Origin of the sequence: Corynebacterium sp. HMSC074C01 (genome assembly GCF_001814605.1) — a bacterium.
Lineage (GTDB): Bacteria > Actinomycetota > Actinomycetes > Mycobacteriales > Mycobacteriaceae > Corynebacterium.
Genome location: NZ_KV817269.1, coordinates 166,029 through 186,375 on the forward strand (window position 1 = coordinate 166,029; position 20,347 = coordinate 186,375).

The window sequence follows — 20,347 nt, forward strand, 5'->3', positions numbered from 1 at the left end:
CCGGTAACACGGGTTCAAATCCCGTACGGGGTACAAATAAAGAGGGCGGCAAGCTTTATTGCTTACCGCCCTCTTTTGTGATCGGGGTACGGGGTTAGCGGTCTGGGCTCTAGACAATTAGGACTTCAGCGTTATTGCCGCCCGTGCAGCGAATGACCTCGTGCTCATCGATGTTGCACGTCAGTGAGTAGTTCTGCTGTGTGACCGAGCTGTTGACGGTTACCTGTGCGGGGATATAGGCGCGGAGGTCATCTTGGGAGCTTGGGGCTAAAGTCATCAAGCGGCCGGCTGTGGAGCGCGCAAAATCGCAACTAGTGTTTGCGCCGGCCATGACGAAGGCGATGTTATAGCCATCGCCCATCTGGCACACCGTGGCGGGTGTGCCGTGAACGTTGACTGCTGCACCGTTGGCCTCGCCTTGGGGGAGCTGTCCGGAAAGGCTGTTGTAGGTGGCCATCTTTGCAGCCTGAGTGGTCTGGTGCTGGCCTGCGCCTGGTTGGGCTCCTTGCACACCCTGCGCTTGAGTATCCGGCTGCTGAGGCTGGCTCGCAGGCTGATCGGCTGCGGTGCCGGGCATTGTCGGTTCGGGGCCGGATGGGGCTCCTTCGTCGGCGGAGTCAGGAACGTGAAGTTCAGCGTCATCATTGAGCGGCTGAAAGGCCGGGTATGTGTTCTCGAAAGTTGGCTCACCCGATACTTCGCCCGGGCCTGACGATGCCGCCATGTCGGATGACGTGGAGCATCCAACCGTTAGAACGCCAGCGGTGGCTATGGCTGCAAAAACTGCGACGGGACGGAGGGAGCGCGTGGAAGTCATAAGACCCACCCTAACGGGATGTACCGAGGTGTGCTGGAGAAAACGGGGAGAGCTGCCCAAGCCCGGCATCGTGGGTGCGGGCTAGGCAGCTCAGAAAAATGGAATCCGGAGTGCTTTTAGTGGCAATCCCAGTGGCCATCGTGCGCTGCGTGGCGGTGGCCATCGTGCAGATAGTCCACGTGATCGCCGTGCGGGATCGCTACGTGGCCGCAGCCTTCGCCGTGCTCGTGGTCGTGGCCCTCGTGAACGGTGTGCTCGGATGCCTCGCACTCGTCCCAGTGGCCTTCATGCTCGCGGTGGATGTGGCCATCGTGGGCGTAGTCAGTGTGATCGCCGTGCGGGAATGCGACGTGGCCGCAGCCTTCGCCGTGGGTGTGCGTGTGCTCGTCGTGAATGGTGTGGGTCATGACTCCTCCTTGAAAGGCTGTGAATTTTCAATCAGTTTTCAGTAACTGTCATTGTCAGTAAAGCGTGTTTTCAACTCGGTTTCAATAGTGGGGGTACTAGGGGGTGTTAGTAGAGTGACGTGCGGGGCGTGAGGTGTATGTGAGGCGAAACAGGCTAGAGTGAAAGCATGATGAATAAGTCTCCTCAGCGTCGCCTTTCGCTTTTTGCTTCCGGCCTTGGTTCCGTGGTTGGTGCATGCTCGCTAGCCATTGCTCTTGCTACCCCCGCAATGGCTGCCGAGGGTGTGCCGGTGAGGCAGGGGCAAAAGGTTGCTGCTGCTGATGGCACCTTGTGCAGTGTCGGCTATGTTGAGGCTAGCCGGGCGTGGACCTCGGCCCACTGCGGTCTCAACGGGGAGCAGATGTATAACGAAGTGGGCCAGCACGTAGGAACCTTGCGTTGGTTCAAGTCTTCCGGGGCGGCAGGGCATGACTTGGCCTATATTCAGTTCGCCGGCGGAACGTACTCGGCCGGAAACCCCCTCACTGGGGATGGCATGGCGCCGGTTCCGGGCGAAGGTGCAACTGTGTGTTTCGACGGGCAGTCTGCGCCCCGGCAGTGTGGTACTGCCGTCCGTGGGCCGGGTCTCTTCCCCGGAATGAACTATGCGGTCGATGTGTCGCTGGCCCCGGGGGATAGTGGCGGGGCGGTCTCTGTTCCGGGTCAGCCGGGCGTGGTGGGTATTTATCAGGGGATTACCCAGACCAATCGAGAAGGCCGGACGGTAATTTTCTCAAACTATGCACGGATGCCACACGCGGATGAACTGGCGCGCCTGCCGCATCAAGGTTGGGTACCGCGACGTCCCAACCGGGAACCGGGAAATCCAATCCGGGTGGTGCAGGAAAAGGGTGAGGCGTTGTCCTCGACAAGCAGCGCGGGCCCAGAAGGACTGCGTGGCCTCGCAATGTATTTTGGTTTGAGTATTTAGAGGTATCTGGAGTGTCTGGGGCCGGAGTTTGCAGGCCTAGCCGTCGGCGTTCTTAGCGGTTGCCGTTGTTCGGGGATCCGCTGGAAAGGGCTGCACTCAGACGGTTAGAAGCGCTAACCAGTACGTCAGCAAATTTCTCCGCTGGGGAGGGACGGAAGCGCTCGGCCGAACCGGAGATGGAAAGTACGGCGATGAAGTTTCCGGCGCCGTCGAAGACGGGCGCGGAGACGGAAGCGAGGTTTGACTCGCGTTCTTCGATGGATTCGGAATAACCGTTGGTGCGAGCGAGTTCGACATCGTGCTCGCTGAAAATGGCATCCTCAACGTGTACATCCGAAAAGGCTGCGAAGATTCTAGCGGCGGAGCCTGAGGTGAGCGGGAGCTGGCGGCCTACAGGGACCACGTTGTGGAGTCCAATTTCCGGCTCACGCGTGGCGATGCATGTACGGGTGGTGCCGGAGAGTTCGTAAAGCTGGACGGATTCGCCTGTGGCGTCAAGAAGCTCCTCCATAATCGGGCCGGCGGTTTCGATGATCCGATCCCTGTTGCCGGGAAGGGCAGGGCCCGCGCCCCACTTTCCATCCGGGGTGCGGGTAAGAATTCGGTGCGCCTCGAGCGCTGTGGCGAGACGGTGTGCGGTTGCCCGGGGTAGGCCGGTAGTCTCACAAAGTTCGTTGAGTGTAGAAGGTTGGTTGGTCGCGGCCATCATGATGGCTACGGCGCGATCCAATACCTTAATTCCTGATACTGCGCTATACTCTCCCATATAATGAAATCTACGTCCCATTAATTGAGATTTCAAGTGGAGAGGTACATGACTGAGAAACTGACACTCGCAGAGAAGGTATGGCGCGACCATGTCGTGCGCAAGGGAGAGAACGGCGAGCCCGATCTTCTTTATATTGATTTCCAGCTCCTGCATGAAGTTACCAGCCCGCAGGCCTTCGACGGTCTTCGCCTGGCCGGACGCACGATGCGCCACCCGGAGCTGCACCTGGCTACTGAAGACCATAATGTTCCGACGGTGGGAATTAAGACCGGCAACCTTTTAGAAATCAAAGATGAGGTCTCTCGCACGCAGGTGTCCACGCTGCGCAAGAACTGTGAGGAGTTCGGCGTGCGTCTGCATTCGATGGGTGATGCTCAGCAAGGCATCGTTCACACCGTAGGCCCGCAGCTGGGAATTACCCAGCCCGGCATGACCATTGTGTGCGGTGACTCGCACACGTCGACGCACGGTGCCTTCGGCTCTATTGCTATGGGTATCGGTACCTCTGAGGTGGAGCACGTCATGGCCACCCAGACGCTTTCGCTCAAGCCCTTTAAGACGATGGCCATTGAGGTTAGCGGTGAGCTGGCGGAAGGCGTTTCCGCCAAGGACTTGATTCTGGCGATCATTGCCAAGATTGGCACCGGCGGCGGCCAGGGCCACATCATCGAATACCGTGGTGAGGCCATTCGCAAAATGTCGATGGAAGCCCGCATGACCATCTGCAACATGTCCATCGAAGCTGGCGCCCGCGCCGGCATGGTGGCTCCGGATGAGACCACTTTTGAATACGTCAAGGGCCGTGAATTCGCACCGCAAGGAGAAGACTGGGATGCGGCCGTCGAGTACTGGAAGACTCTGCCGACCGACGAGGGCGCCGAGTTCGATACCGTCGTAGAGATCGACGGCTCCGCACTCACGCCTTTCGTGACTTGGGGTACTAACCCGGGGCAGGGCCTGCCGCTGAGCGCTACGGTGCCCGACCCGGAGGAGTGCGGTGACGATGGAGAAAAGGCCTCCGTCGAAAAGGCATTGTCCTACATGGATCTAAAGCCCGGCACGCCGCTGCGCGATATCCAGATCGACACGGTCTTCCTTGGATCGTGCACGAACGCACGCATTGAGGATCTGCGTGCAGCCGCCGAGGTGGTCAAGGGGCGCAGCATCGCGGCGGATACCCGCATGATGGTGGTTCCGTCCTCGGCCGTGGTCAAGGCTCAGGCTGAGGAAGAAGGGCTGGACAAAATCTTCACCGACTTCGGCGCCGAATGGCGCACTGCTGGCTGCTCGATGTGCCTGGGCATGAACCCGGACCAGTTGAAGCCGGGGGAGAGGTCGGCGTCGACAAGCAACCGCAACTTTGAGGGCCGTCAGGGCCCTGGCGGCCGCACCCACCTGGTGTCCCCGGCCGTCGCCGCGGCAACCGCAGTTCTGGGGCACTTGGCCGCACCTGCAGATATTGACGATTCCGCCGTTGCCGGCGCTTAAGGAAAGGGAGAAGAAAATGGAGAAGTTTATTACTCACACTGGCGTCGGCGTTCCGCTGCGTGTCTCCAATGTGGACACCGACCAGATCATCCCAGCGCGCTACCTGAAGTCCGTGAAGCGCACGGGGTTTGCAGACGGCCTGTTCTCCAATTGGCGCAGTGATAAAAACTTTGTGCTCAACCAGGAACCGTTTAGGGAGGGCTCTGTGCTTTTCGCGGGCCCGGACTTTGGTACCGGTTCTTCCCGTGAGCACGCGGTATGGGCGCTTGCTGAGTACGGATTCAAGGCGGTGTTTTCTTCTCGCTTCGCCGATATTTTCCGCGGCAACTCTGGCAAGGCCGGCCTGCTGACGGGGCTCATGGAACAAGAAGACATTGAGCTCATCTGGAAACAGTTGGAGGCAGGGGAGACCGAAACCACCGTCGACTTGGAGGCGTGCACGGTCACCGTGGGCGGCAATAGCTATACCTTCGATATCGATGACTACACCCGTTGGCGCCTTATGGAGGGGCTGGATGATATCGGCCTGACCCTGCGCAATGAGACGGATATCGATGCCTTTGAATCCACGCGTCCGGGATTCAAGCCGCGCGTCATCACGCCCTAACGGACGTGTCGCCAGCGGGGTAGCATTCCCCGCTTCCTGTGGCGCCGGACACACCGCCCCGTTAACATCCTCAGCATGAGCAACCCTTACCAAGGCATTAGCGGAGACAACGGTAATCAATTCGGCGGCACCACCGGGTACGGCAGCTATGACTACCACGACGCCACCGGTTATGGCTATCAACAGTCAGGGGGTTTCGGCTACCAGCAGACCGGCGCTGTGCCTGGTAATCCATCCGGCGGGGCGGGTGCGCAGCCCATCGACGCCATGGATATCGTGGGCCAATCTTTCAAAGGCTACCTGAAGCAGCCTGTGCCAGGGATGCTGGCCATGCTGGTGCATTTCATCATCACTTTTGCTCTTCTCCTTGTGCCGAGTACCGTTGTAGGCGGCATCTTTGCAGCAATGGAAGAAAGCGGCACGGATATTGAGCCTTTGGTGCCTACCGTGGGGATCCCTCTCATGGTTGTCATGGGGCTAGCCGCCTTCGCTTATCTTTTCTGGCTGATGGCGAACCTCTTTAATGGTTCCCGGAAGATCGCTGATGGGGAGAAGGTCACCTTCCGCGACTACTTTAGGTTTGCCCAGCTGAGTGGTTGCGCCGGCGTCTATGCTTGCTTCTTTATTTTGGCAATGCTCGGAACAATTGCGGGCGGCTTCCCCGGACTGATTCTCTTTGCGCTTCTGTGGCCAGCGCCCGTGATCAAGGCTGATAACCCCGAAAAGCCTCTCATGGACTGCTTCCGAGAGGCCCTTGACCTGGTCATGGAGAACCTAGGGCAGTCGCTGCTCTTTATCTTGGTCTGCTCCCTCATCACGAGCCTGCTTGTCTTTATTCCCATCGTCGGCTTCATTGCCGCCTATCCGATCTGGGCGCTAGGGATGGTCCTTTTCACTCGCGCTATGCAGCGCCGCCCTGCAGCGCGATGGGAATAAGGCAGCAGGGCGGCGTAGAAACTCTCTAAGAGACGTGGGCGATGCCGTGCTTAACGCACAGGAAGCGGGCTCGCTAGGTAGTCCGCCCCGGTAAGCTCACCGTCGTTGAAGGAAAGAACCCATACCGATGCTTTCTTGAACTTGAGTTCTTCGATTGGCGCCTTAAGGAATTTCGGCGCGTAGGATTCGAGGATTCCCGGAATGGTCAGGCCTTGGCTCACGATGACCGGAACGCCGCCGCCGTCGACAACGCGCTGGAAGGCCGCGCGTGCTTCTTCCGGAGATTCAGCAAACACATCATCGCCGAATGCTTTGTTCACGGCGATGTCCATGCTGAGTTCGTCCGCCAGCGGGGCAGCAGTGTGCTGGCAGCGCTGCGGCGGTGCACTGTAGATGGCGGTCGGGTGGAAAGGCGTGAGCATCGGCACGAGCATCTCCGCTTGGCGGCGGCCCTTCTTATCCAGCGGGCGCAGGTCATCGTCGCCCTCCCAGGAGCGGCGCTGGTGGGCGCGAGCATGGCGCACGTACAGGACGCGAGTCGTTGGAGTGAGGCGGAGACGTTTCTTAGCTTTTGCTAAAACCTGGGCATCTACGTCGTAGGAGAGCAGCGCGCTGGCCTCGTCGATCTTCATCCAACGCAGCTCATCAGTCTCCTGATTGGGGGTGTACTCGCCGTCGAGCACCCGCGCTAGCCAGTAGTAAACCACCTTCGTGCGGCCTTGCACGGGGTAAGCCACCTTGCCGATGAGCTTTCCTAGGCGCACGCTATAGCCGGTTTCCTCGAGGATCTCGCGCGCGGCAGTGGTGGGGAGGGATTCACCCGGATCGACCTTGCCCTTGGGCAGCGACCAATCGTCATAGTGCGGGCGGTGGATAAGCGCAATCTCCGGATCGTGCGGGTCACCACGCCAGAGAACCGCACCGGCGGCAAGCGTCGTGCGCTTGAACTCATCCGCCGGATCGACCGGGATCTCCTGGTGGCGTCCGGAGATAAAGACCTCCGATCGACTATCTTTGTCCGTCTCATGCATGTTCTTTGCCTTGGGCATGCTGCTCCTTTTGCACCAGTAGCTTTCAACCTCCTCCATCTTCCTCCACTCGCTGTCGCGATGCAGTCTTACGCGCCGAGCGTGCAGGAATGCCAGGCGTGCTTTAATGGGAAAAGCCGATGCAGAGGAATCTAGAGTGAGGTGGCACATGGCAAACGTGGCAGTAATGGGGGCGGGCTCGTGGGGAACCACGCTGGCGAAAGTCTTTGCTGACGCGGGTAACGACGTCCGTTTGTGGGCGCGCCGCGAGGAGCTGGCGAACGCTATCAACACGCGCCACGAGAATCCGGACTACCTCCCAGAGCTTTCACTTCCGGAGTCCATTAAGGCGACCACCGAGCCGGCGACTGCACTGGAAACCGCAGACATCGTCATCTTTGGCGTTCCTTCCCAGACGCTTCGCGGAAACCTGGAAAAGTGGGCGCCACTGTTGCCGGAAGAAGCGACCTTGGTATCAATCTCTAAAGGCGTGGAGAAGGCCACTCTCAACTTGATGAGCGAGGTCATTGCGGACGCCGCCGGCGTATCCGCTGACCGCATTGCCGTGCTCTCAGGGCCCAACTTGGCCAAGGAAGTGGCTCAGGAACAGCCTGCCGCTACGGTCATTGCCTGCAGTGACGCTGCCCGTGCCGAGGCCGTCCAGCATGCTGCCGCAGCACCGTATTTTCGTCCCTATACCAACACCGATGTCATCGGCGCGGAGATCGGCGGCGCCTGCAAGAACGTGATTGCACTGGCTTGCGGCATGGCTGCGGGCAAAGGACTGGGCAATAACACGATGGCCACCATTATCACGCGCGGGCTCGCAGAGATTACCCGTCTCGGCGTGAAGCTGGGAGCGGACCCGTTCACCTTCTCTGGTCTTGCTGGAATGGGTGACCTTGTGGCGACGTGCAGCTCGACGCTGTCTCGCAACCGCACCTTTGGTTACCGCCTGGGCCAGGGCGGCACTCTGGAGGAAGCTACAGCCGCCACCAATGGTCAGGTCGCGGAAGGCGTTATCTCATCTGATTCAATCTTCCGGTTGGCGCAGCGCGCAGACGTAGAGATGCCGATTACCCAAGCGGTCTACGGTGTGTGCCATCGCGGGGTGACTGTCGACGACATGATTGTTGCTCTGATGGGTCGCACCAAGAAAGCTGAGTAAAGCCGAGTAAAGTTGCTCGGTATGACTGAAGCGAAACCTGTGCGCGTTGCCGTTGTATACGGCGGTCGCAGCTCCGAGCATTCGGTGTCGTGCATTTCCGCTGGCGCCATCATGGAGCACCTTGATCCGGAAAAATATGAAGTCGTGCCCATCGGCATTACGCGGGAAGGCACCTGGACGCAGGGCAACCGCGCGGGGCTCAGCATTGTTGACGGGCGCCTGCCCGAAGTAGAACTCCACGATGAGCTGGCGTTATCCCTCAACCCTGCCACGCGTGGGCGTATCCACAATGTCACCCGCCACGAGCACTACACCGAGGTGGATGTCATCGTCCCAGTTCTGCACGGCCCCTTTGGAGAAGATGGCACAGTGCAGGGCCTCTTTGAACTTTCGGGGATTCCCTACGTCGGCGCAGGCGTATTGGCTTCGGCTGTGGGAATGGACAAGGAGTTCACCAAGAAGCTTCTGGTCGCGGAAGGCCTTCCGGTAGCGCCCCAAGTAGTACTTACCGGTGAAGCCACGCTTGACGACGCCCAAAAGGAACGCCTTGGCCTGCCCGTCTTTGTGAAGCCGGCGCGTGGTGGTTCCTCTATCGGCGTTTCCAAGGTTTCTGCCTGGGAAGACTTCGACGCAGCGTTGGCCCTGGCTTATGAGTCCGATGACAAGGTTCTCGTCGAACCGGAGATCAGCGGTGCCGAGGTGGAGGTGGGTGTTCTCGAACGTCCAGACGGCAGCCTCCAGGCTTCTGTGCCAGCCAAGCTCTTGGGTACCACGGAGTCTGAGGAAGGCTTCTATGACTTCGACGCCAAGTACATCGACGAGGGCGTCTCGGCAGCGATTCCGGCTCCGTTGAGTGAGGAGATGACCACCGAGCTTCGCCAGCGGGCAATTGAGGCTTTCCGGGCGCTGGGCGCTGCGGGCCTATCCCGCGTGGACTTCTTCGTCAGCGGTGATTCTTACTGCATCAACGAGGTAAATACCTTCCCTGGCTTTACCCCAATTTCGATGTACCCGCAGGTCTTCGCCGCCGTGGGCGTGGACTATGCCGAGCTGCTCGATATCCTCATCCAGACCGCCCTCGCGCGCGCCTAGTTCCCCAGCCGAGTGCAAAGGCCAGGCACTGAATGTGGAAGCTGTGCTGCTCCTATTGGGAAGGGGTGGCTTTAACGAGGGCGTCGCTCAGACGCACCAGTGCGGAGTTCGCCGCCTCTTGTGGGGTGGATAGTGCGAGATCTTCCGCCCGGCCGAGCGCGAACCACGTGCCGGCCGTGGTGCCCTCTGCCAGGGTAGTGTCCTCGAACCACGGGACGTCGTTAACCTGCTGGAGCTGAACACCCGCGCGGTAGTTTTCTGGGGCGCCCACGCCGCAGCGCACGACGATCTCCTCTTGGCCCGGCGCGCTGTACACCCAGGTGTTCTTATCGCCCACATCGGTGCGGCGCGTGTAACCCTCCGCAAGTGTTTCCGGTAGGGCCTTCTCTAGGGCGGGACACATGGAATCCGGGCCCGCCTTCAGCTGCGACAGTGGTGCTGCATTTGCCTTCTGGGGCTTCGAATCTAGGTGCTTGAAGGCATCCTCCAGCCCCTCCGGCGCCTCGTCCTTGGCGTTCTCCGAGGAGGTGGTTACGGCGATGGCGGGGGTGTACTCGGTGCTGTACCACGTCGTGAGGTTGGATCCGGGGGTGGCGTCGACGACCTGCAGCCAGGATTCCCCGTCAGCCTCGATGGTCTGGGAATACTCCGTAAATTGTTGCGGCAGGTCAACGCCACAGCGCAGAGTTATTTTGTCCTCCGAGCTCTTCGTCCAGGCTGCGGCACCCGCCGGGGCTGGGTCGGCGAGTTCGACCCGTGAGTATCCCATGAGCTTGTCCGGCAGAGCGTCAACGACAGCGGCGCACTCGGGGGAGTCCGCTGCTTCAGACGGAGTGGGAGGCAGCGCTACCGGCTGTTGCGCGGCGCTGGTGAATACGTATTTTGCCCCAAAAATTACCGCGAAGACCATCGCGATGGCGATCCCTAGTGAGATGTAAATTGCGGTGCGGTTAAATTGGGTATCCATAGGGGCTTATCCTATCGCTGATAGCCCGAGAAGAACGAACGTGGACTGCGCGCGCACGAGCGGCGCGTGGCCTGCGCAAGGAAAAGGAGTCCGTGACGGTGGGTTTGTCCCATACCCTCGACCAAGCCGGCGAACGGCACGTTATCCATGAGATTGTCACCGCCGCCCCGAGCGCGCTCAACGGCGACGATGCTGCGGTGCTCTACCCGGCGGCGCCGAACTCCCGCACGGTGGCCGCGACGGACATGATGGTGGAAGGCCGGCATTTCCGGCGGGACTGGTCCACCGCCGCGGAAATCGGCCAGAAAGCCATCGTGCGCAACTTCGCAGACATCGAAGCGATGGGTGCGCGGCCTACAGCAGCATTGCTGGCGATTGCCGCCCCAGGAGATACCCCGGTGGACTTCGTGCGGGGGATCGCGCAAGGCATTGCTGAGCGCTGCGCGGTGTACAACGCTGAGCTCGTCGGGGGCGACCTAACCCGCAGCGATAGCTTGGTTATTAACGTCACCGCGATGGGTTCTTTGGGCGGAAGCGGAGCACCTCTGACTTTGGATGGTGCGCGTGCGGGTCAGAAGCTGGTGGCGCACGGCAAGATTGGGTACTCCGGGGCGGGCCTGGCTCTTTTGCAACGCTATGGCCGCGCCTTGCCACCGGAGCTGGAGGAGTTCTGGCCGCTGGTCGACGCCCACTGTGCTCCCACCCTCGCCCCGGGGCGCGGAGTCATCGCTCGGGCAACGGGCTCGACGGCGATGACGGATAATTCCGATGGGCTCGTGCGCGATGTAGGACATCTGGCTGGGCGTTCCGGGGTGCGCATCGACCTCGACCGCGACGCGATTGCTCCCGATCCGCTGCTGGCGGCTGCCGGCGCGGTGCTCGATATTGATCCTTGGGAATGGGTCTTGGCTGGCGGCGAGGACCATACGCTGTTGGCCACCACATTTAAGGCCGCTCCCTCTGGTTTCCGCGAAATCGGCCGCGTACTGCGCGGCACCGGAGTATTCATTGATGGAGAGGAGCCACGCTATAGCGAGGGCTGGGAGGGATTCGCGTGAGCCACATCGATACTTCCCGCATCCACTATTCGTGGATGCCGCACATCCGACAGGCCCTGGAGGAGAATCTCCCAGGCATCGAGCGCGCGATTGGCGCAGAGTTCTTGCCGCCTGCCGAGGATGTATTCGCCGCTCTGTCCATGCCCCTCGAGGAGGTGCGGGTGCTCATCGTGGGCCAGGATCCCTATCCCACGCCGGGGCATGCCATGGGCTTGTCCTTCTCCACGCGGCCGGGTGTGCCGGCACCGCGTTCGCTGAAGAATATCTACGCCGAGCTTGGCGACGACCTCGGCATCCCCGGCCGCGCGGACGGCGACTTGCGGGCCTGGTATGACCAGGGCGTGCTGTTGCTCAACCGGGTACTCACCGTGGCCCCGGGCCAGGCGGGTTCGCACCGCCGTCTCGGGTGGGAGGCGATTACCGAGGCAGCGATCAGGGCGCTGGCAGGGCGCGATATCGTTGCCATCCTGTGGGGCCGCGACGCCCAGTCCTGCCAGGCCTTTCTACCGGGCACGGACTGCATTACTTCCCCGCATCCTTCGCCACTGTCAGCGCGGCGTGGGTTCTTCGGCTCGCGTCCCTTCTCCCGCGCAAACGCGGCGTTAGAGGCCCGCGGCGTCCCCGCGGTGGACTGGCGCTTGTAAACTAGCCAGCATGTCATATCCCGCCGAGTTGGATGCTCGTGGCCTGCACGAGTGGGCCGCACGAACCGTGGAGGAGCTGCAGCGCCGCCGCGCTGAGATCAATGCCCTCAACGTTTTCCCGGTGCCCGATTCGGACACAGGATCCAACATGGCGCACACCATGGAGTCCGCCTTGGCGGAGGCCGATAAGGGCGAGGCGGACGTGGCTGAAGCCTTGGCCATCGGCTCGGTGCGCGGGGCGCGCGGCAACTCGGGGGTGGTGCTTTCCCAGGTCCTGCGAGGTGTTGCCGATGCCACGACAGATTCGCGCGTGGATGGTGCGGTCTTAGCTGATGCTTTGACGCTGGCCGTCACGTTGGTGGACCGCGCGCTCGCTACACCGGTGGAAGGAACGATTATTACCGTGCTGCGAGCCGCAGCCACCGCCGCACGTGAGGCTGCTGAGCAGCCTGGAGCCGAGCTCCACGGCATCTTGTTAGCAGCGGTCGAGGCCGCACGGAAGGCCCTTGCTGAGACCCCCTCGCAGCTACCAGCGCTGCGCGAAGCCGGCGTTGTGGATGCTGGCGGAACCGGCTTCGTAATTTTGCTCGAGTGCTTGCTCGCTCAGGTCACAGGGCACGCCCCCGCCAGCCAACCACTGACCGTCTCGGCGTCTGCGCCCCCTGACGAGTTCGCGGCGCGGGAGCCGCAGGCAGGAGAAGAACTCGCCGAGATCGAGGCAATTTTCTTCTTTGAGGGCAACCTGAGCGACATTGAAGAGGCCTTGGCTCCGCTGGGCAATAGTCTCGTCATTGCACGGGCCACGGAAACCTCCGCCAGCGTGCACATCCATAGCGCTGAGGCGGGGGCCGTGATCGAAAAGGCCTATGCCCTGGGAAATGTCAGCAACCTGCGGCTCGAAGCGCTACCGCAGGCGGGTCAGGCGGCCCGATGCGAAGATTCTGCTGGTGGCGGGGGAGCACAGCGGCGTATCTTTGCTGCGGTGCCTGAAGGGGCCGCGCGGGAGCTTTTTGAGAAGGTGGGGGCGGACGTCGTCCAGCCCGGCGAAGAGCTGCAGAGCGCCGGGGAGGGAGATCTTTTCTTACCCAATGGCTGCGGTGGCGACCCAGGCAAGGCGACTGTCATTCCGACCGATTCCCTGGTTGCCGGGCTAGCGGCGCTCTCGGTTTATACGCCGAGTTCTGCGCACACCGACGACGTGCTCGCCGCTATGACGGACGCTGCCGGCTCCATGCGGGTGGCTTATCCAGATAGAGAAAGCGTGGCTGGGATTCTAGCAGCATGCCGTACTCAGCTGGGCTATGGCGGCGAGCAGATCACGGTGCTGACTGGCCTTGAGCTAGATGAAGAGGAGTTAGCCCGTAAACTGGGGATTGAGGTCGTCGTTCTGCGCGTGCCTGGACTGCGCACTGAGATTGGGGTGGAGTAGGCCATGTTGGGCTGGCAGGATGACCGCGCACTGACGGAAATCTTGGCAAAGAAGGATGCCGCGGCTTTCAAGCGCGCCTTCGGATACACCACGTGCGGGGAGCTGCTCAGCCACTATCCGCGCGATTACATCCGCCACAATAAGGACGTGGGCCTCGGCGGTGCTGAGGATGGTGAACACGTCACCATCACTGGCGTTATCGAGGATCTCCGCGTTAAGCACACCTCTAAAGCCATGGTGTTTATCCTCTACATGGATAGCGGAGTCCAGGCCTCCTTTTTCAATGCACACTACGTGCAACGCGTGCTTGGGCGAGGCATGCGCGTCATGCTCTCGGGCAAGTTGAAATACTTCCGGGGATACCCCAGCCTGCAGCACCCCGATTTTCTTATCCTCGATCCCGGCCGCTATCAGGAGTCTCTGCTGGATAGCACCACTGGGCAGGGGACAGGTTCGCTGAAGAAGCTCTCCCAGTTCGGCTCATTGGAGACATTCCTGCAGCGCGAATGGATTCCCGTGTACCCGGCTAGCGGAAAGGTGACGTCGTGGTACATCATGGGCGCTATCCACAAAGTGCTCGAGCACACCCCGCCGATCCCGGAGCCGCTGGACTACCGGATGATGGTGACGCTGGATCAAGCCGTGCGCGAGATCCATGAACCGGGTGACAATGGTCCGGAGCGCGCCATCCAGCGGCTTAAGTACAACGAAGCCTTATCGGTTGGCCTAGTTATGGCCTTGCGGCAGCGCGATGTTAAGGCGCGTACGGCAACCCCAATGCCGGCGATTCTGGAAGGCTTCCGCGATGAGCTGCTCAGCGGGCTACCCTTCGCTCTGACCGACGGTCAACGACGAGTCATTGGCGAGATCGACGCAGATCTGTGCGGCACCGCGCCCATGATGCGGCTGTTGCAAGGCGAGGTCGGTTCGGGCAAGACGCTCGTTGCCACGTGTGCCATGTTGCAGGCGGTTGATGCTGGAAAACAAGCTGCACTGCTCGCCCCGACGGAGGTTCTGGCGGCGCAGCATGGGGCGTCGATTAGCGCCAGCGTTCCCGAAGGAGTCACCGTCACGGTCTTGACAGGTTCGATGAAGACGGCGGAGAAACGCAAGGCTTTGTTGGAGATTGTCTCTGGCGAGGCCGATATCGTGATTGGCACCCACGCCATCATCCAGGACAGCGTTGAATTCTTCGATTTGGGCCTGGTCATCGTCGATGAGCAGCACCGCTTCGGCGTCGAACAGCGCGATAGCCTGCGCACCAAGACTCGGGAGGGGACCAGTCCGCACCTATTGGTGATGACTGCGACACCTATCCCGCGCACGATTGCCATGACGGTGTTCGGTGATTTGGCGGTCTCGACGCTCAAGGAGCTGCCGGGTGGACGCAAACCTATCTTGTCCGCAGTGGTTCCCGAATGGAAGCCGGAGTGGGTACGCCGCGCCATCGAGCGCATCCGTGAAGAGGTGGACAAGGGGCACCAGGCCTATATCGTCTGCCCACGGATTGAAGGAGAGGGCGGCGTGGAAACCATGTCGGTCCAACTGCGCAATCTTCCCTTGCGCGGGCTGCGGGTGGAAATGCTCCACGGCAAGATGCCCGATAAGGACCAGGTAATGGAGAGCTTCGCGCGCGGGGAGATTGACGTCCTTGTGGCCACCACGGTCATCGAGGTCGGCGTCGATGTTCCCAATGCCACCGTCATGCTGATCCGAGAATCGGAGAACTTTGGAGTCTCGCAGCTGCACCAGTTGCGCGGGCGCGTGGGGCGCGGCGGCAATGAATCGGTGTGTTTGCTGCACACAACCGCTGAGCCTGAAAGCAAGTCGTTCCGGCGCATCAAAGCTATCGCGGATACGCCATCTGGTTTTGACCTAGCTGAGCTCGACCTACAGCAGCGCCACGAGGGCGATATCTTGGGAACACTGCAATCCGGTACGAAGCGCACGCTGAAGTTGCTGGACCTTATCCATGATCGGGACATCGTCGAGCGCACGCATGCTGATGCCGCCGCGTTGGTCGAGCGCAACCCCGAACTAGCGGAGGAGCTGACGCACAACCTGAGCGCAGATGAACAGGGATTTTTGGAGAAAAACTAGGGTAGTCGCCCCGGGAAACTGAGGGGAGATAGGGTAGAAGCCATGACCAGAATCATCGCCGGAGAAGCTCGTGGGCGCACCATCAAGGTGCCCGAAGCAGGGACGAGGCCCACGTCCGACCGTGCCCGCGAGGGCCTGTTCTCATCGTTGAATGTGCGCTGGGGGTTCATTGATTCCCGCGTGTTGGATCTCTTTGCTGGCTCCGGCGCTTTGGGCCTGGAGGCAGCAAGCCGCGGCGCTGAGGAAGTCGTCCTCGTGGAGAATAATGCCGCGGCCGTGAAGGTCATTCGCCACAATATTGGGGTGGTGAAGCACCCGCGCGTCGAGGTACGCGAGATGAAAGCTTCGTCCTACCTGGCCACCGCACCGCGGGGCTACTTCGACATGGTGCTCGCGGACCCACCCTATGAGTTCGATGATGTGGATGGGCTTCTCGCCGCCATCGAGCCGGTGCTGGATGATGACGCGATAGTCGTCATTGAGCGCCACGTGGATTCGCCGCACACGCAGTGGCCAGAAGGCTTTGAGCCCACCGGTCAGAAACTTAAGAAGCGGACCTTTGGCATCGCGCGTTTTGATATGGCGATTTATCACCGCAGTGCGGATAGCTCGAAGACCGATACCACTGGAACCCAGGAGGACTAGCCATGCCGACCCACGCCGTATGCCCCGGCTCTTTCGATCCCATCACGCTGGGACACGTCGACGTTTTTAATCGCGCCAGTGAACTCTTTGACAAGGTCACGGTGCTGGTGACGGGAAACCCCGACAAGCCTTCCGGGCTGTTTAGCGTGGAGGAGCGCGTGGACCTTATTCGCCGTACCGTCTCTCCGGAAATCGAGGTGGACTGGTGGGGCGGATTGCTGGTGGATTACACCAGTGCCCATGGCATAGACACGATTGTGAAGGGCCTCCGCTCCTCCTTGGATTACGAGTACGAGCTGCCGATGGCGCAGATGAACCGGCGCCTTTCCGGAATCGATACGGTCTTTTTGCTGACGGATGAGAAATACGGCTATATCTCCTCCTCACTGTGCAAGCAGGTGGCGCGGTACGGCGGCGATGTTAAGGGTATGTTCCCGGATCATGTGGCTGCCGCGGTGATGGAACGCTACCGAGGCTAAGGGGACATGTCTGTACTGGCAATACCTCTCGTTGTCTTCCTTACCGTCATCGCTGGCTCCTGCCTGCAGCGAGTCTCCGGCATGGGGCTGGGCCTCATTGGTGGGCCCATCCTGACACTCTTCCTCGGGCCGGTTGAAGGCATCATGGTCATCAACGTTTTGGCCTGCCTCAATGCCATTCTCACGACCTATTCGATGCGTGAAAATGTAGACTGGGGAAAGTGGCTGCGCATTGGACCTTTCATGGTCCTCGGTTCCATCCCGGCGGCACTGCTCATCGCACGTATTGATACCGCGGCATTGTTGGTTCTGGTTGGTGCCGCCTTATTGATTGCGCTGGCCGTGGTGGTCTTTGGGCGCAAGTTCGTCCCGCAGATGAACGGTACGGGCCCGGCCATCTCCGCGGGTATCGTGGGCGGTTTCACCAATACCCTAGCGGGCGTGGCCGGTCCTGTCATCACGGTCTATGCGCAGGCCGCGCGGTGGCCCAAAGAGGTACTCGCGCCAACCCTACAGCCCTGCTTTGTCATCGGTGGATTGTCTTCGGTTCTTACGAAGTATTTCCTGGGCTCCGGCGGTTTCGAGGGTTTGCACTGGCTGGTGTGGCCCTGTGGGGGAATTGGCATGTGCGTGGGCATTCTCCTAGGAAAGAAGATTGCCGGGCGCGTCTCTCGGGACAAGGCCCATAAGCTATCACTGTGGCTGGCCAGCCTAGGAGCGCTCAGCGCATTGCTGCGAGGCCTTTTCACCCTGGGTGCTTAAACAGCGTCTCGGTATGGTGGAGTCCATGGCGAAATTCAAGATTGAGGACGCGCTCGCCCTGCGCGCGGGCAAGAATTTTCAGATTGACTCGGTTGATGCTTCGGCAACGCCGGGCTTCGACGGCGATAAGGCGGCGCTCGACGCCCGCTTCTCCAAGTACGATGACGAGCTCTATGAGCTGCAGGAGCGACTTTTTGCCAACGGCCGCAGCTATGGTGAGGACGCCCCAGCGGTGCTCATCGTCCTGCAGGGCATGGATACCTCGGGCAAAGGCGGGGCTATCCGTCACGTATTGAGCACCTTCGACCCGCAAGGAACCACGACTGTGGGCTTCGGTAAACCTACCGAAGAGGAGCTAGAGCATGACTTCCTGTGGCGTATCCGCAAACACGACCCGCAGCCGGGACAAATCGTGGCCTTCGACCGCTCCCACTATGAGGATGTCCTCATTCAGCGCGTGCACGAGTGGGTGGATGAAGAAGAGGTGGATCGGCGCATCGAGGCCATCCGCGACTATGAGCTGGAACTAACAGCCAAGGGAGTCAAGGTCATCAAAATCTTCCTTCACCTGTCCAAGGAGGCCCAGAAGGAGAATTTGCTCGAGCGCACGGATCGGGAAGACAAGTTCTGGAAGTATGACCCTTCCGATGTGGAGGAACGAGCCTATTGGGATGACTACATGGCGGCCTATCAGGATGCTATTCAACGTACTGACGAAAACTACGCACCCTGGTACGTCATCCCCACCGATAACAAGAAATATGCCCGGATGGCGCTGAAGTTCCTCATCGTGGATCTCCTGCGCCACCTCGACCTGGAATGGCCGGCGCCCGACTTTGATCCGGAAGTCGAGCGCCAGCGCATTAAGGACGCTGACTAAGAGCTAGTCGCTCTCTGTACCATCGACGTCGCTGGCCAGCTCACGGGCGGCGGCGTTAAACGCGTCCAGAACAGACAGCAGCGCTTCTTGCGCATTGATGATGCCGAGGTTGAGTGCGTGAAAGAGCTGGTCCTCGTTCAGACCAGCAGTGGTGACGAAGCATGCATCACCGCGCAGCTCAACCTCATCCTCAGACAGCCCGACGAGCGCGCGCCCATCGAACGCGCCCGCATTGAACTCGTTGCAGAGGACATGGAAGATGGGGAGCATGTCAGCGTCGAGCTGTGTGGACAGTACGCTCTCGATGCGCACGAGGCCCTCCTCCACGGTGATGACCCAGTCAAGGTCGTTAAGGCGGGCAACTACGCTTGTCGCGTCCTCAGGATGCGCGGTGGCCGCCATATCCAGCTCGGCGCCGTTGAGCACGCTCAACACGCGGTCCCGGTCGACGGCTGGCAGCGGTGATCCGGAGAGAATGTCGAAAGGATCGGAACTGGCGGTTGTGTTCTGGTTCTGGTTCCAGTCCTGGCTCATGGTTGCTCCTCCTTGTCCCAGGTGACAGCCAGCGGGAAGCGCTGCGCCACGATGTCGAAGATCTCAGCGAAGCTGGCCAGTGAACTCAGCAGGAAATGACCGAGCTGAGCCAAGGAGAGGCCTTCACCCACAGCCATGGCACGGTTGGCGCCTAGGTGAATCTCCGCGTTACCCTTCGCATCCTCTTCTACGAGGAAGTTCAGGGTGGGCGCAACGCTGGCCCAGTTCAACTCCGCCACCACGGCGGCCACCTCCGGCTCGAGGTGTGCCGGAAGAATGCCCTCCCACGAGGCGAAGGCGCTGAGTACCTCGCCTTCAGGGTCGAGCTCACAGTGCACTGCGATATGGGGAACACCGGTCTGCAGCACGCGGCGCGCGGATTCGGCGCTGTCGGCGGCAGCGGCAGCGCCAGCGCCAGCGTCGTCTTCTGGCTCTGGGGTTGCCTCGATGAGTGCATAGTCGGCGTCGATAAGCTCGCACAACTGCGCCAACCTGTCTATGGTGACCGGCTCAACCACGTGGAGATCGGTCACTGCTGCTCACCCTGAGCGCCCTCGGCACCCTCGCCCGCCTGCGCGGCAGACTCGGAACCGAGCTTGGCCATTTCTTCGGCAGCGGCGACCATGGCGTTCTGGGCGTTGATGACGCCGTCCACGGAGGCGCGTAGGGCGGCTGCGAGTTGTTCATCGGTCATACCGGCCGCGCAAGGAATGTCAGCCTCGGTGCGTACGAGGAGCATGCCGTCGAAGTCCGCGATCACTGCGCGGGCACCCATGGCCACGGAGTTAATCTGGTTGGCTGCCAGGAAAAGGCCTGCGTCAGCTTTGGCGTAGTTGACGTCCGTTGGTACATCGCAACGCACGATGGCGACGCTCTCCAGCACGGCGAACATGCACGGCAGACCGTTGAGGTTTGCTGTAGCGGCGTCGTCGCGACCGGTGACCGGCTCGAGTTCGATGTCGAAGGTCTTCATTGCCTCGATGATGCGGTCGAGGGTGACCTCTGGTAGTGCGTGCGGATCCTCGGCGGTAGGCGTTGTCGGATTAGTCATGGTTGTGCTCCTTCCAGGTGACGAGCTGCGGGTACTGCTGTTCAATCCACTCGAAGGACTGCAACACGGCATCCAGGGTGGACATGACGAACGCGCCGAGCTGGTTGCGGGATGCACCATGCGTCACGTCCAGATCACGCGCACCCGAGACCGCCAAAGCGTTGTCTGGTGCCTCGAAGAAGCGGAACGTCGGCGTGAAGTGGTCCTGGTTCCAGGCATTGATGTGCATGAGCAACGCAGGGCCTTCGGAGGCGGGGACAGAGCCGCGCCATACGGAATCGACGATGAGGTAGGAACCAACCAGCTGGAAGGCTATGGCGGCGTTGGAGAAGCCGGTGCGCAAAAGGTTGACCGTCTGGCCGTCCTGGGTCTTCTGCTCTTCGATGCGGTATTCCAGGCCCTCTGACTCAAAGATTTCCGCTATGCGCTCGAGGCTGACTTCGTCGATGGGTGTGTCAGGCTCCAGCTGGCGCTGCTGCGCGTCATCATGATTAGTGGTGTCCGTCAATTCTTCT

General features: G+C 60.8%; 23 protein-coding genes. 14 read left to right on the top strand and 9 right to left on the bottom strand.

Annotated elements, in window-relative coordinates; all coding sequences use genetic code 11:
• Window positions 1–109 precede the first annotated feature (109 nt).
• Window positions 110–817: a hypothetical protein gene (locus tag HMPREF2978_RS03125; protein WP_246818719.1), complete on the bottom strand. Its 708-nt coding sequence runs from the start codon at window positions 815–817 to the stop codon at window positions 110–112.
• Between the two features lie 116 nt (window positions 818–933).
• Window positions 934–1,224: a hypothetical protein gene (locus HMPREF2978_RS12750; RefSeq protein ID WP_083299015.1), complete on the bottom strand. Its 291-nt coding sequence runs from the start codon at window positions 1,222–1,224 to the stop codon at window positions 934–936.
• 167 nt (window positions 1,225–1,391) lie between these two features.
• On the opposite strand from HMPREF2978_RS12750, the gene HMPREF2978_RS03135 reads away from it, so the two are divergent.
• Entirely contained in the window at window positions 1,392–2,195 is an 804-nt protein-coding gene (locus HMPREF2978_RS03135) for a chymotrypsin family serine protease (RefSeq protein WP_070744056.1), read from the top strand.
• 52 nt (window positions 2,196–2,247) lie between these two features.
• Here HMPREF2978_RS03135 and HMPREF2978_RS03140 read toward each other — a convergent pair whose 3' ends face one another.
• Window positions 2,248–2,961 carry an IclR family transcriptional regulator gene (locus HMPREF2978_RS03140; protein ID WP_070744058.1) on the bottom strand — a complete coding sequence of 238 codons (714 nt, stop codon included), beginning with the start codon at window positions 2,959–2,961 and terminating at the stop codon, window positions 2,248–2,250.
• A gap of 48 nt (window positions 2,962–3,009) precedes the next feature.
• Between HMPREF2978_RS03140 and leuC the strand changes: the two genes are divergently transcribed.
• From leuC to HMPREF2978_RS03155, 3 genes are all read left to right on the top strand, one after another.
• Window positions 3,010–4,452 (top strand): 3-isopropylmalate dehydratase large subunit, encoded by a 1,443-nt coding sequence (gene leuC, locus HMPREF2978_RS03145; protein WP_070528544.1) that lies wholly within the window; start codon window positions 3,010–3,012, stop codon window positions 4,450–4,452.
• A gap of 16 nt (window positions 4,453–4,468) precedes the next feature.
• Window positions 4,469–5,059: a 3-isopropylmalate dehydratase small subunit gene (leuD, locus tag HMPREF2978_RS03150; protein ID WP_070528542.1), complete on the top strand. Its 591-nt coding sequence runs from the start codon at window positions 4,469–4,471 to the stop codon at window positions 5,057–5,059.
• 75 nt (window positions 5,060–5,134) lie between these two features.
• The gene (locus tag HMPREF2978_RS03155; protein ID WP_070528539.1) at window positions 5,135–5,995 is read left to right on the top strand and encodes a hypothetical protein; all 861 of its coding nucleotides are present in this window, start codon (window positions 5,135–5,137) and stop codon (window positions 5,993–5,995) included.
• A gap of 50 nt (window positions 5,996–6,045) precedes the next feature.
• Here the strand turns inward: HMPREF2978_RS03155 and HMPREF2978_RS03160 are convergent, their stop codons facing one another.
• Window positions 6,046–7,044 (bottom strand): NUDIX hydrolase, encoded by a 999-nt coding sequence (locus HMPREF2978_RS03160; protein ID WP_070528537.1) that lies wholly within the window; start codon window positions 7,042–7,044, stop codon window positions 6,046–6,048.
• Between the two features lie 148 nt (window positions 7,045–7,192).
• Between HMPREF2978_RS03160 and HMPREF2978_RS03165 the strand changes: the two genes are divergently transcribed.
• Window positions 7,193–8,191 carry an NAD(P)H-dependent glycerol-3-phosphate dehydrogenase gene (locus tag HMPREF2978_RS03165; protein WP_070528535.1) on the top strand — a complete coding sequence of 333 codons (999 nt, stop codon included), beginning with the start codon at window positions 7,193–7,195 and terminating at the stop codon, window positions 8,189–8,191.
• A 21-nt stretch (window positions 8,192–8,212) separates the two neighbouring features.
• The gene (locus HMPREF2978_RS03170; protein WP_070528532.1) at window positions 8,213–9,283 is read left to right on the top strand and encodes a D-alanine--D-alanine ligase family protein; all 1,071 of its coding nucleotides are present in this window, start codon (window positions 8,213–8,215) and stop codon (window positions 9,281–9,283) included.
• Between the two features lie 52 nt (window positions 9,284–9,335).
• Here HMPREF2978_RS03170 and HMPREF2978_RS03175 read toward each other — a convergent pair whose 3' ends face one another.
• A complete protein-coding gene (locus tag HMPREF2978_RS03175; protein WP_070528530.1) occupies window positions 9,336–10,250 on the bottom strand; it encodes a DUF3515 domain-containing protein in 915 nt (304 codons plus the stop codon).
• 92 nt (window positions 10,251–10,342) lie between these two features.
• Between HMPREF2978_RS03175 and HMPREF2978_RS03180 the strand changes: the two genes are divergently transcribed.
• Genes HMPREF2978_RS03180 through HMPREF2978_RS03215 form a run of 8 tightly spaced genes read left to right on the top strand, consistent with a single transcriptional unit; the run spans window position 10,343 to window position 18,247 of the window.
• Entirely contained in the window at window positions 10,343–11,308 is a 966-nt protein-coding gene (locus tag HMPREF2978_RS03180; RefSeq protein ID WP_143342265.1) for a thiamine-phosphate kinase, read from the top strand.
• Window positions 11,309–11,343: 35 nt separating this feature from the next.
• Window positions 11,344–11,952 (top strand): uracil-DNA glycosylase, encoded by a 609-nt coding sequence (locus tag HMPREF2978_RS03185; protein ID WP_210383656.1) that lies wholly within the window; start codon window positions 11,344–11,346, stop codon window positions 11,950–11,952.
• Between the two features lie 10 nt (window positions 11,953–11,962).
• Window positions 11,963–13,381 (top strand): DAK2 domain-containing protein, encoded by a 1,419-nt coding sequence (locus HMPREF2978_RS03190; RefSeq protein WP_070744060.1) that lies wholly within the window; start codon window positions 11,963–11,965, stop codon window positions 13,379–13,381.
• A gap of 3 nt (window positions 13,382–13,384) precedes the next feature.
• Complete coding sequence (locus HMPREF2978_RS03195) at window positions 13,385–15,481, top strand: ATP-dependent DNA helicase RecG (RefSeq protein WP_070744062.1); 2,097 nt, start codon at window positions 13,385–13,387, stop codon at window positions 15,479–15,481.
• Between the two features lie 42 nt (window positions 15,482–15,523).
• Window positions 15,524–16,126, top strand: a complete 603-nt coding sequence (gene rsmD / locus HMPREF2978_RS03200; RefSeq protein WP_070528513.1) for a 16S rRNA (guanine(966)-N(2))-methyltransferase RsmD — start codon at window positions 15,524–15,526, stop codon at window positions 16,124–16,126.
• A gap of 2 nt (window positions 16,127–16,128) precedes the next feature.
• The gene (gene coaD, locus HMPREF2978_RS03205; protein WP_070744064.1) at window positions 16,129–16,605 is read left to right on the top strand and encodes a pantetheine-phosphate adenylyltransferase; all 477 of its coding nucleotides are present in this window, start codon (window positions 16,129–16,131) and stop codon (window positions 16,603–16,605) included.
• 6 nt (window positions 16,606–16,611) lie between these two features.
• The gene (locus HMPREF2978_RS03210) at window positions 16,612–17,367 is read left to right on the top strand and encodes a sulfite exporter TauE/SafE family protein (protein ID WP_070744066.1); all 756 of its coding nucleotides are present in this window, start codon (window positions 16,612–16,614) and stop codon (window positions 17,365–17,367) included.
• A 25-nt stretch (window positions 17,368–17,392) separates the two neighbouring features.
• Window positions 17,393–18,247, top strand: coding sequence for a PPK2 family polyphosphate kinase (locus HMPREF2978_RS03215; protein WP_210383649.1), 855 nt, complete (start codon window positions 17,393–17,395; stop codon window positions 18,245–18,247).
• A 3-nt stretch (window positions 18,248–18,250) separates the two neighbouring features.
• Here the strand turns inward: HMPREF2978_RS03215 and HMPREF2978_RS03220 are convergent, their stop codons facing one another.
• From HMPREF2978_RS03220 to HMPREF2978_RS03235, 4 genes are read right to left on the bottom strand one after another with little or no spacing between them, the layout of a single operon-like run.
• Window positions 18,251–18,781, bottom strand: coding sequence for a YbjN domain-containing protein (locus tag HMPREF2978_RS03220; RefSeq protein ID WP_070528501.1), 531 nt, complete (start codon window positions 18,779–18,781; stop codon window positions 18,251–18,253).
• On the bottom strand, window positions 18,778–19,314 hold the full coding sequence (locus HMPREF2978_RS03225) for a hypothetical protein (RefSeq protein ID WP_070744068.1): 537 nt from the start codon (window positions 19,312–19,314) through the stop codon (window positions 18,778–18,780). Before HMPREF2978_RS03225 ends, HMPREF2978_RS03220 begins: the two co-directional genes overlap by 4 nt.
• Window positions 19,311–19,832: a YbjN domain-containing protein gene (locus HMPREF2978_RS03230; RefSeq protein WP_070444961.1), complete on the bottom strand. Its 522-nt coding sequence runs from the start codon at window positions 19,830–19,832 to the stop codon at window positions 19,311–19,313. Before HMPREF2978_RS03230 ends, HMPREF2978_RS03225 begins: the two co-directional genes overlap by 4 nt.
• Window positions 19,825–20,340 (bottom strand): YbjN domain-containing protein, encoded by a 516-nt coding sequence (locus HMPREF2978_RS03235; RefSeq protein ID WP_070528493.1) that lies wholly within the window; start codon window positions 20,338–20,340, stop codon window positions 19,825–19,827. The genes HMPREF2978_RS03230 and HMPREF2978_RS03235 overlap by 8 nt, the downstream gene beginning before the upstream one ends.
• Between the last annotated feature and the right edge of the window lie 7 nt (window positions 20,341–20,347).

Bases quoted from the DNA above. Each gene is read 5' to 3' on its own strand.
- HMPREF2978_RS03185 (WP_210383656.1), top strand. From the start codon at position 11,344: ATGCCGCACATCCGACAGGCCCTGGAGGAGAATCTCCCAGGCATCGAG.
- HMPREF2978_RS03160 (WP_070528537.1), bottom strand. From the start codon at position 7,044: ATGCCCAAGGCAAAGAACATGCATGAGACGGACAAAGATAGTCGATCG.
- HMPREF2978_RS03215 (WP_210383649.1), top strand. From the start codon at position 17,393: ATGGCGAAATTCAAGATTGAGGACGCGCTCGCCCTGCGCGCGGGCAAG.
- HMPREF2978_RS03195 (WP_070744062.1), top strand. From the start codon at position 13,385: ATGTTGGGCTGGCAGGATGACCGCGCACTGACGGAAATCTTGGCAAAG.
- HMPREF2978_RS03140 (WP_070744058.1), bottom strand. From the start codon at position 2,961: ATGGGAGAGTATAGCGCAGTATCAGGAATTAAGGTATTGGATCGCGCC.
- leuC (WP_070528544.1), top strand. From the start codon at position 3,010: ATGACTGAGAAACTGACACTCGCAGAGAAGGTATGGCGCGACCATGTC.
- HMPREF2978_RS03210 (WP_070744066.1), top strand. From the start codon at position 16,612: ATGTCTGTACTGGCAATACCTCTCGTTGTCTTCCTTACCGTCATCGCT.
- HMPREF2978_RS03170 (WP_070528532.1), top strand. From the start codon at position 8,213: ATGACTGAAGCGAAACCTGTGCGCGTTGCCGTTGTATACGGCGGTCGC.
- HMPREF2978_RS03230 (WP_070444961.1), bottom strand. From the start codon at position 19,832: ATGACTAATCCGACAACGCCTACCGCCGAGGATCCGCACGCACTACCA.
- HMPREF2978_RS03220 (WP_070528501.1), bottom strand. From the start codon at position 18,781: ATGAGCCAGGACTGGAACCAGAACCAGAACACAACCGCCAGTTCCGAT.
- HMPREF2978_RS03165 (WP_070528535.1), top strand. From the start codon at position 7,193: ATGGCAAACGTGGCAGTAATGGGGGCGGGCTCGTGGGGAACCACGCTG.
- HMPREF2978_RS12750 (WP_083299015.1), bottom strand. From the start codon at position 1,224: ATGACCCACACCATTCACGACGAGCACACGCACACCCACGGCGAAGGC.
- HMPREF2978_RS03190 (WP_070744060.1), top strand. From the start codon at position 11,963: ATGTCATATCCCGCCGAGTTGGATGCTCGTGGCCTGCACGAGTGGGCC.
- HMPREF2978_RS03175 (WP_070528530.1), bottom strand. From the start codon at position 10,250: ATGGATACCCAATTTAACCGCACCGCAATTTACATCTCACTAGGGATC.
- HMPREF2978_RS03155 (WP_070528539.1), top strand. From the start codon at position 5,135: ATGAGCAACCCTTACCAAGGCATTAGCGGAGACAACGGTAATCAATTC.
- HMPREF2978_RS03135 (WP_070744056.1), top strand. From the start codon at position 1,392: ATGATGAATAAGTCTCCTCAGCGTCGCCTTTCGCTTTTTGCTTCCGGC.
- HMPREF2978_RS03125 (WP_246818719.1), bottom strand. From the start codon at position 817: ATGACTTCCACGCGCTCCCTCCGTCCCGTCGCAGTTTTTGCAGCCATA.
- rsmD (WP_070528513.1), top strand. From the start codon at position 15,524: ATGACCAGAATCATCGCCGGAGAAGCTCGTGGGCGCACCATCAAGGTG.
- coaD (WP_070744064.1), top strand. From the start codon at position 16,129: ATGCCGACCCACGCCGTATGCCCCGGCTCTTTCGATCCCATCACGCTG.
- leuD (WP_070528542.1), top strand. From the start codon at position 4,469: ATGGAGAAGTTTATTACTCACACTGGCGTCGGCGTTCCGCTGCGTGTC.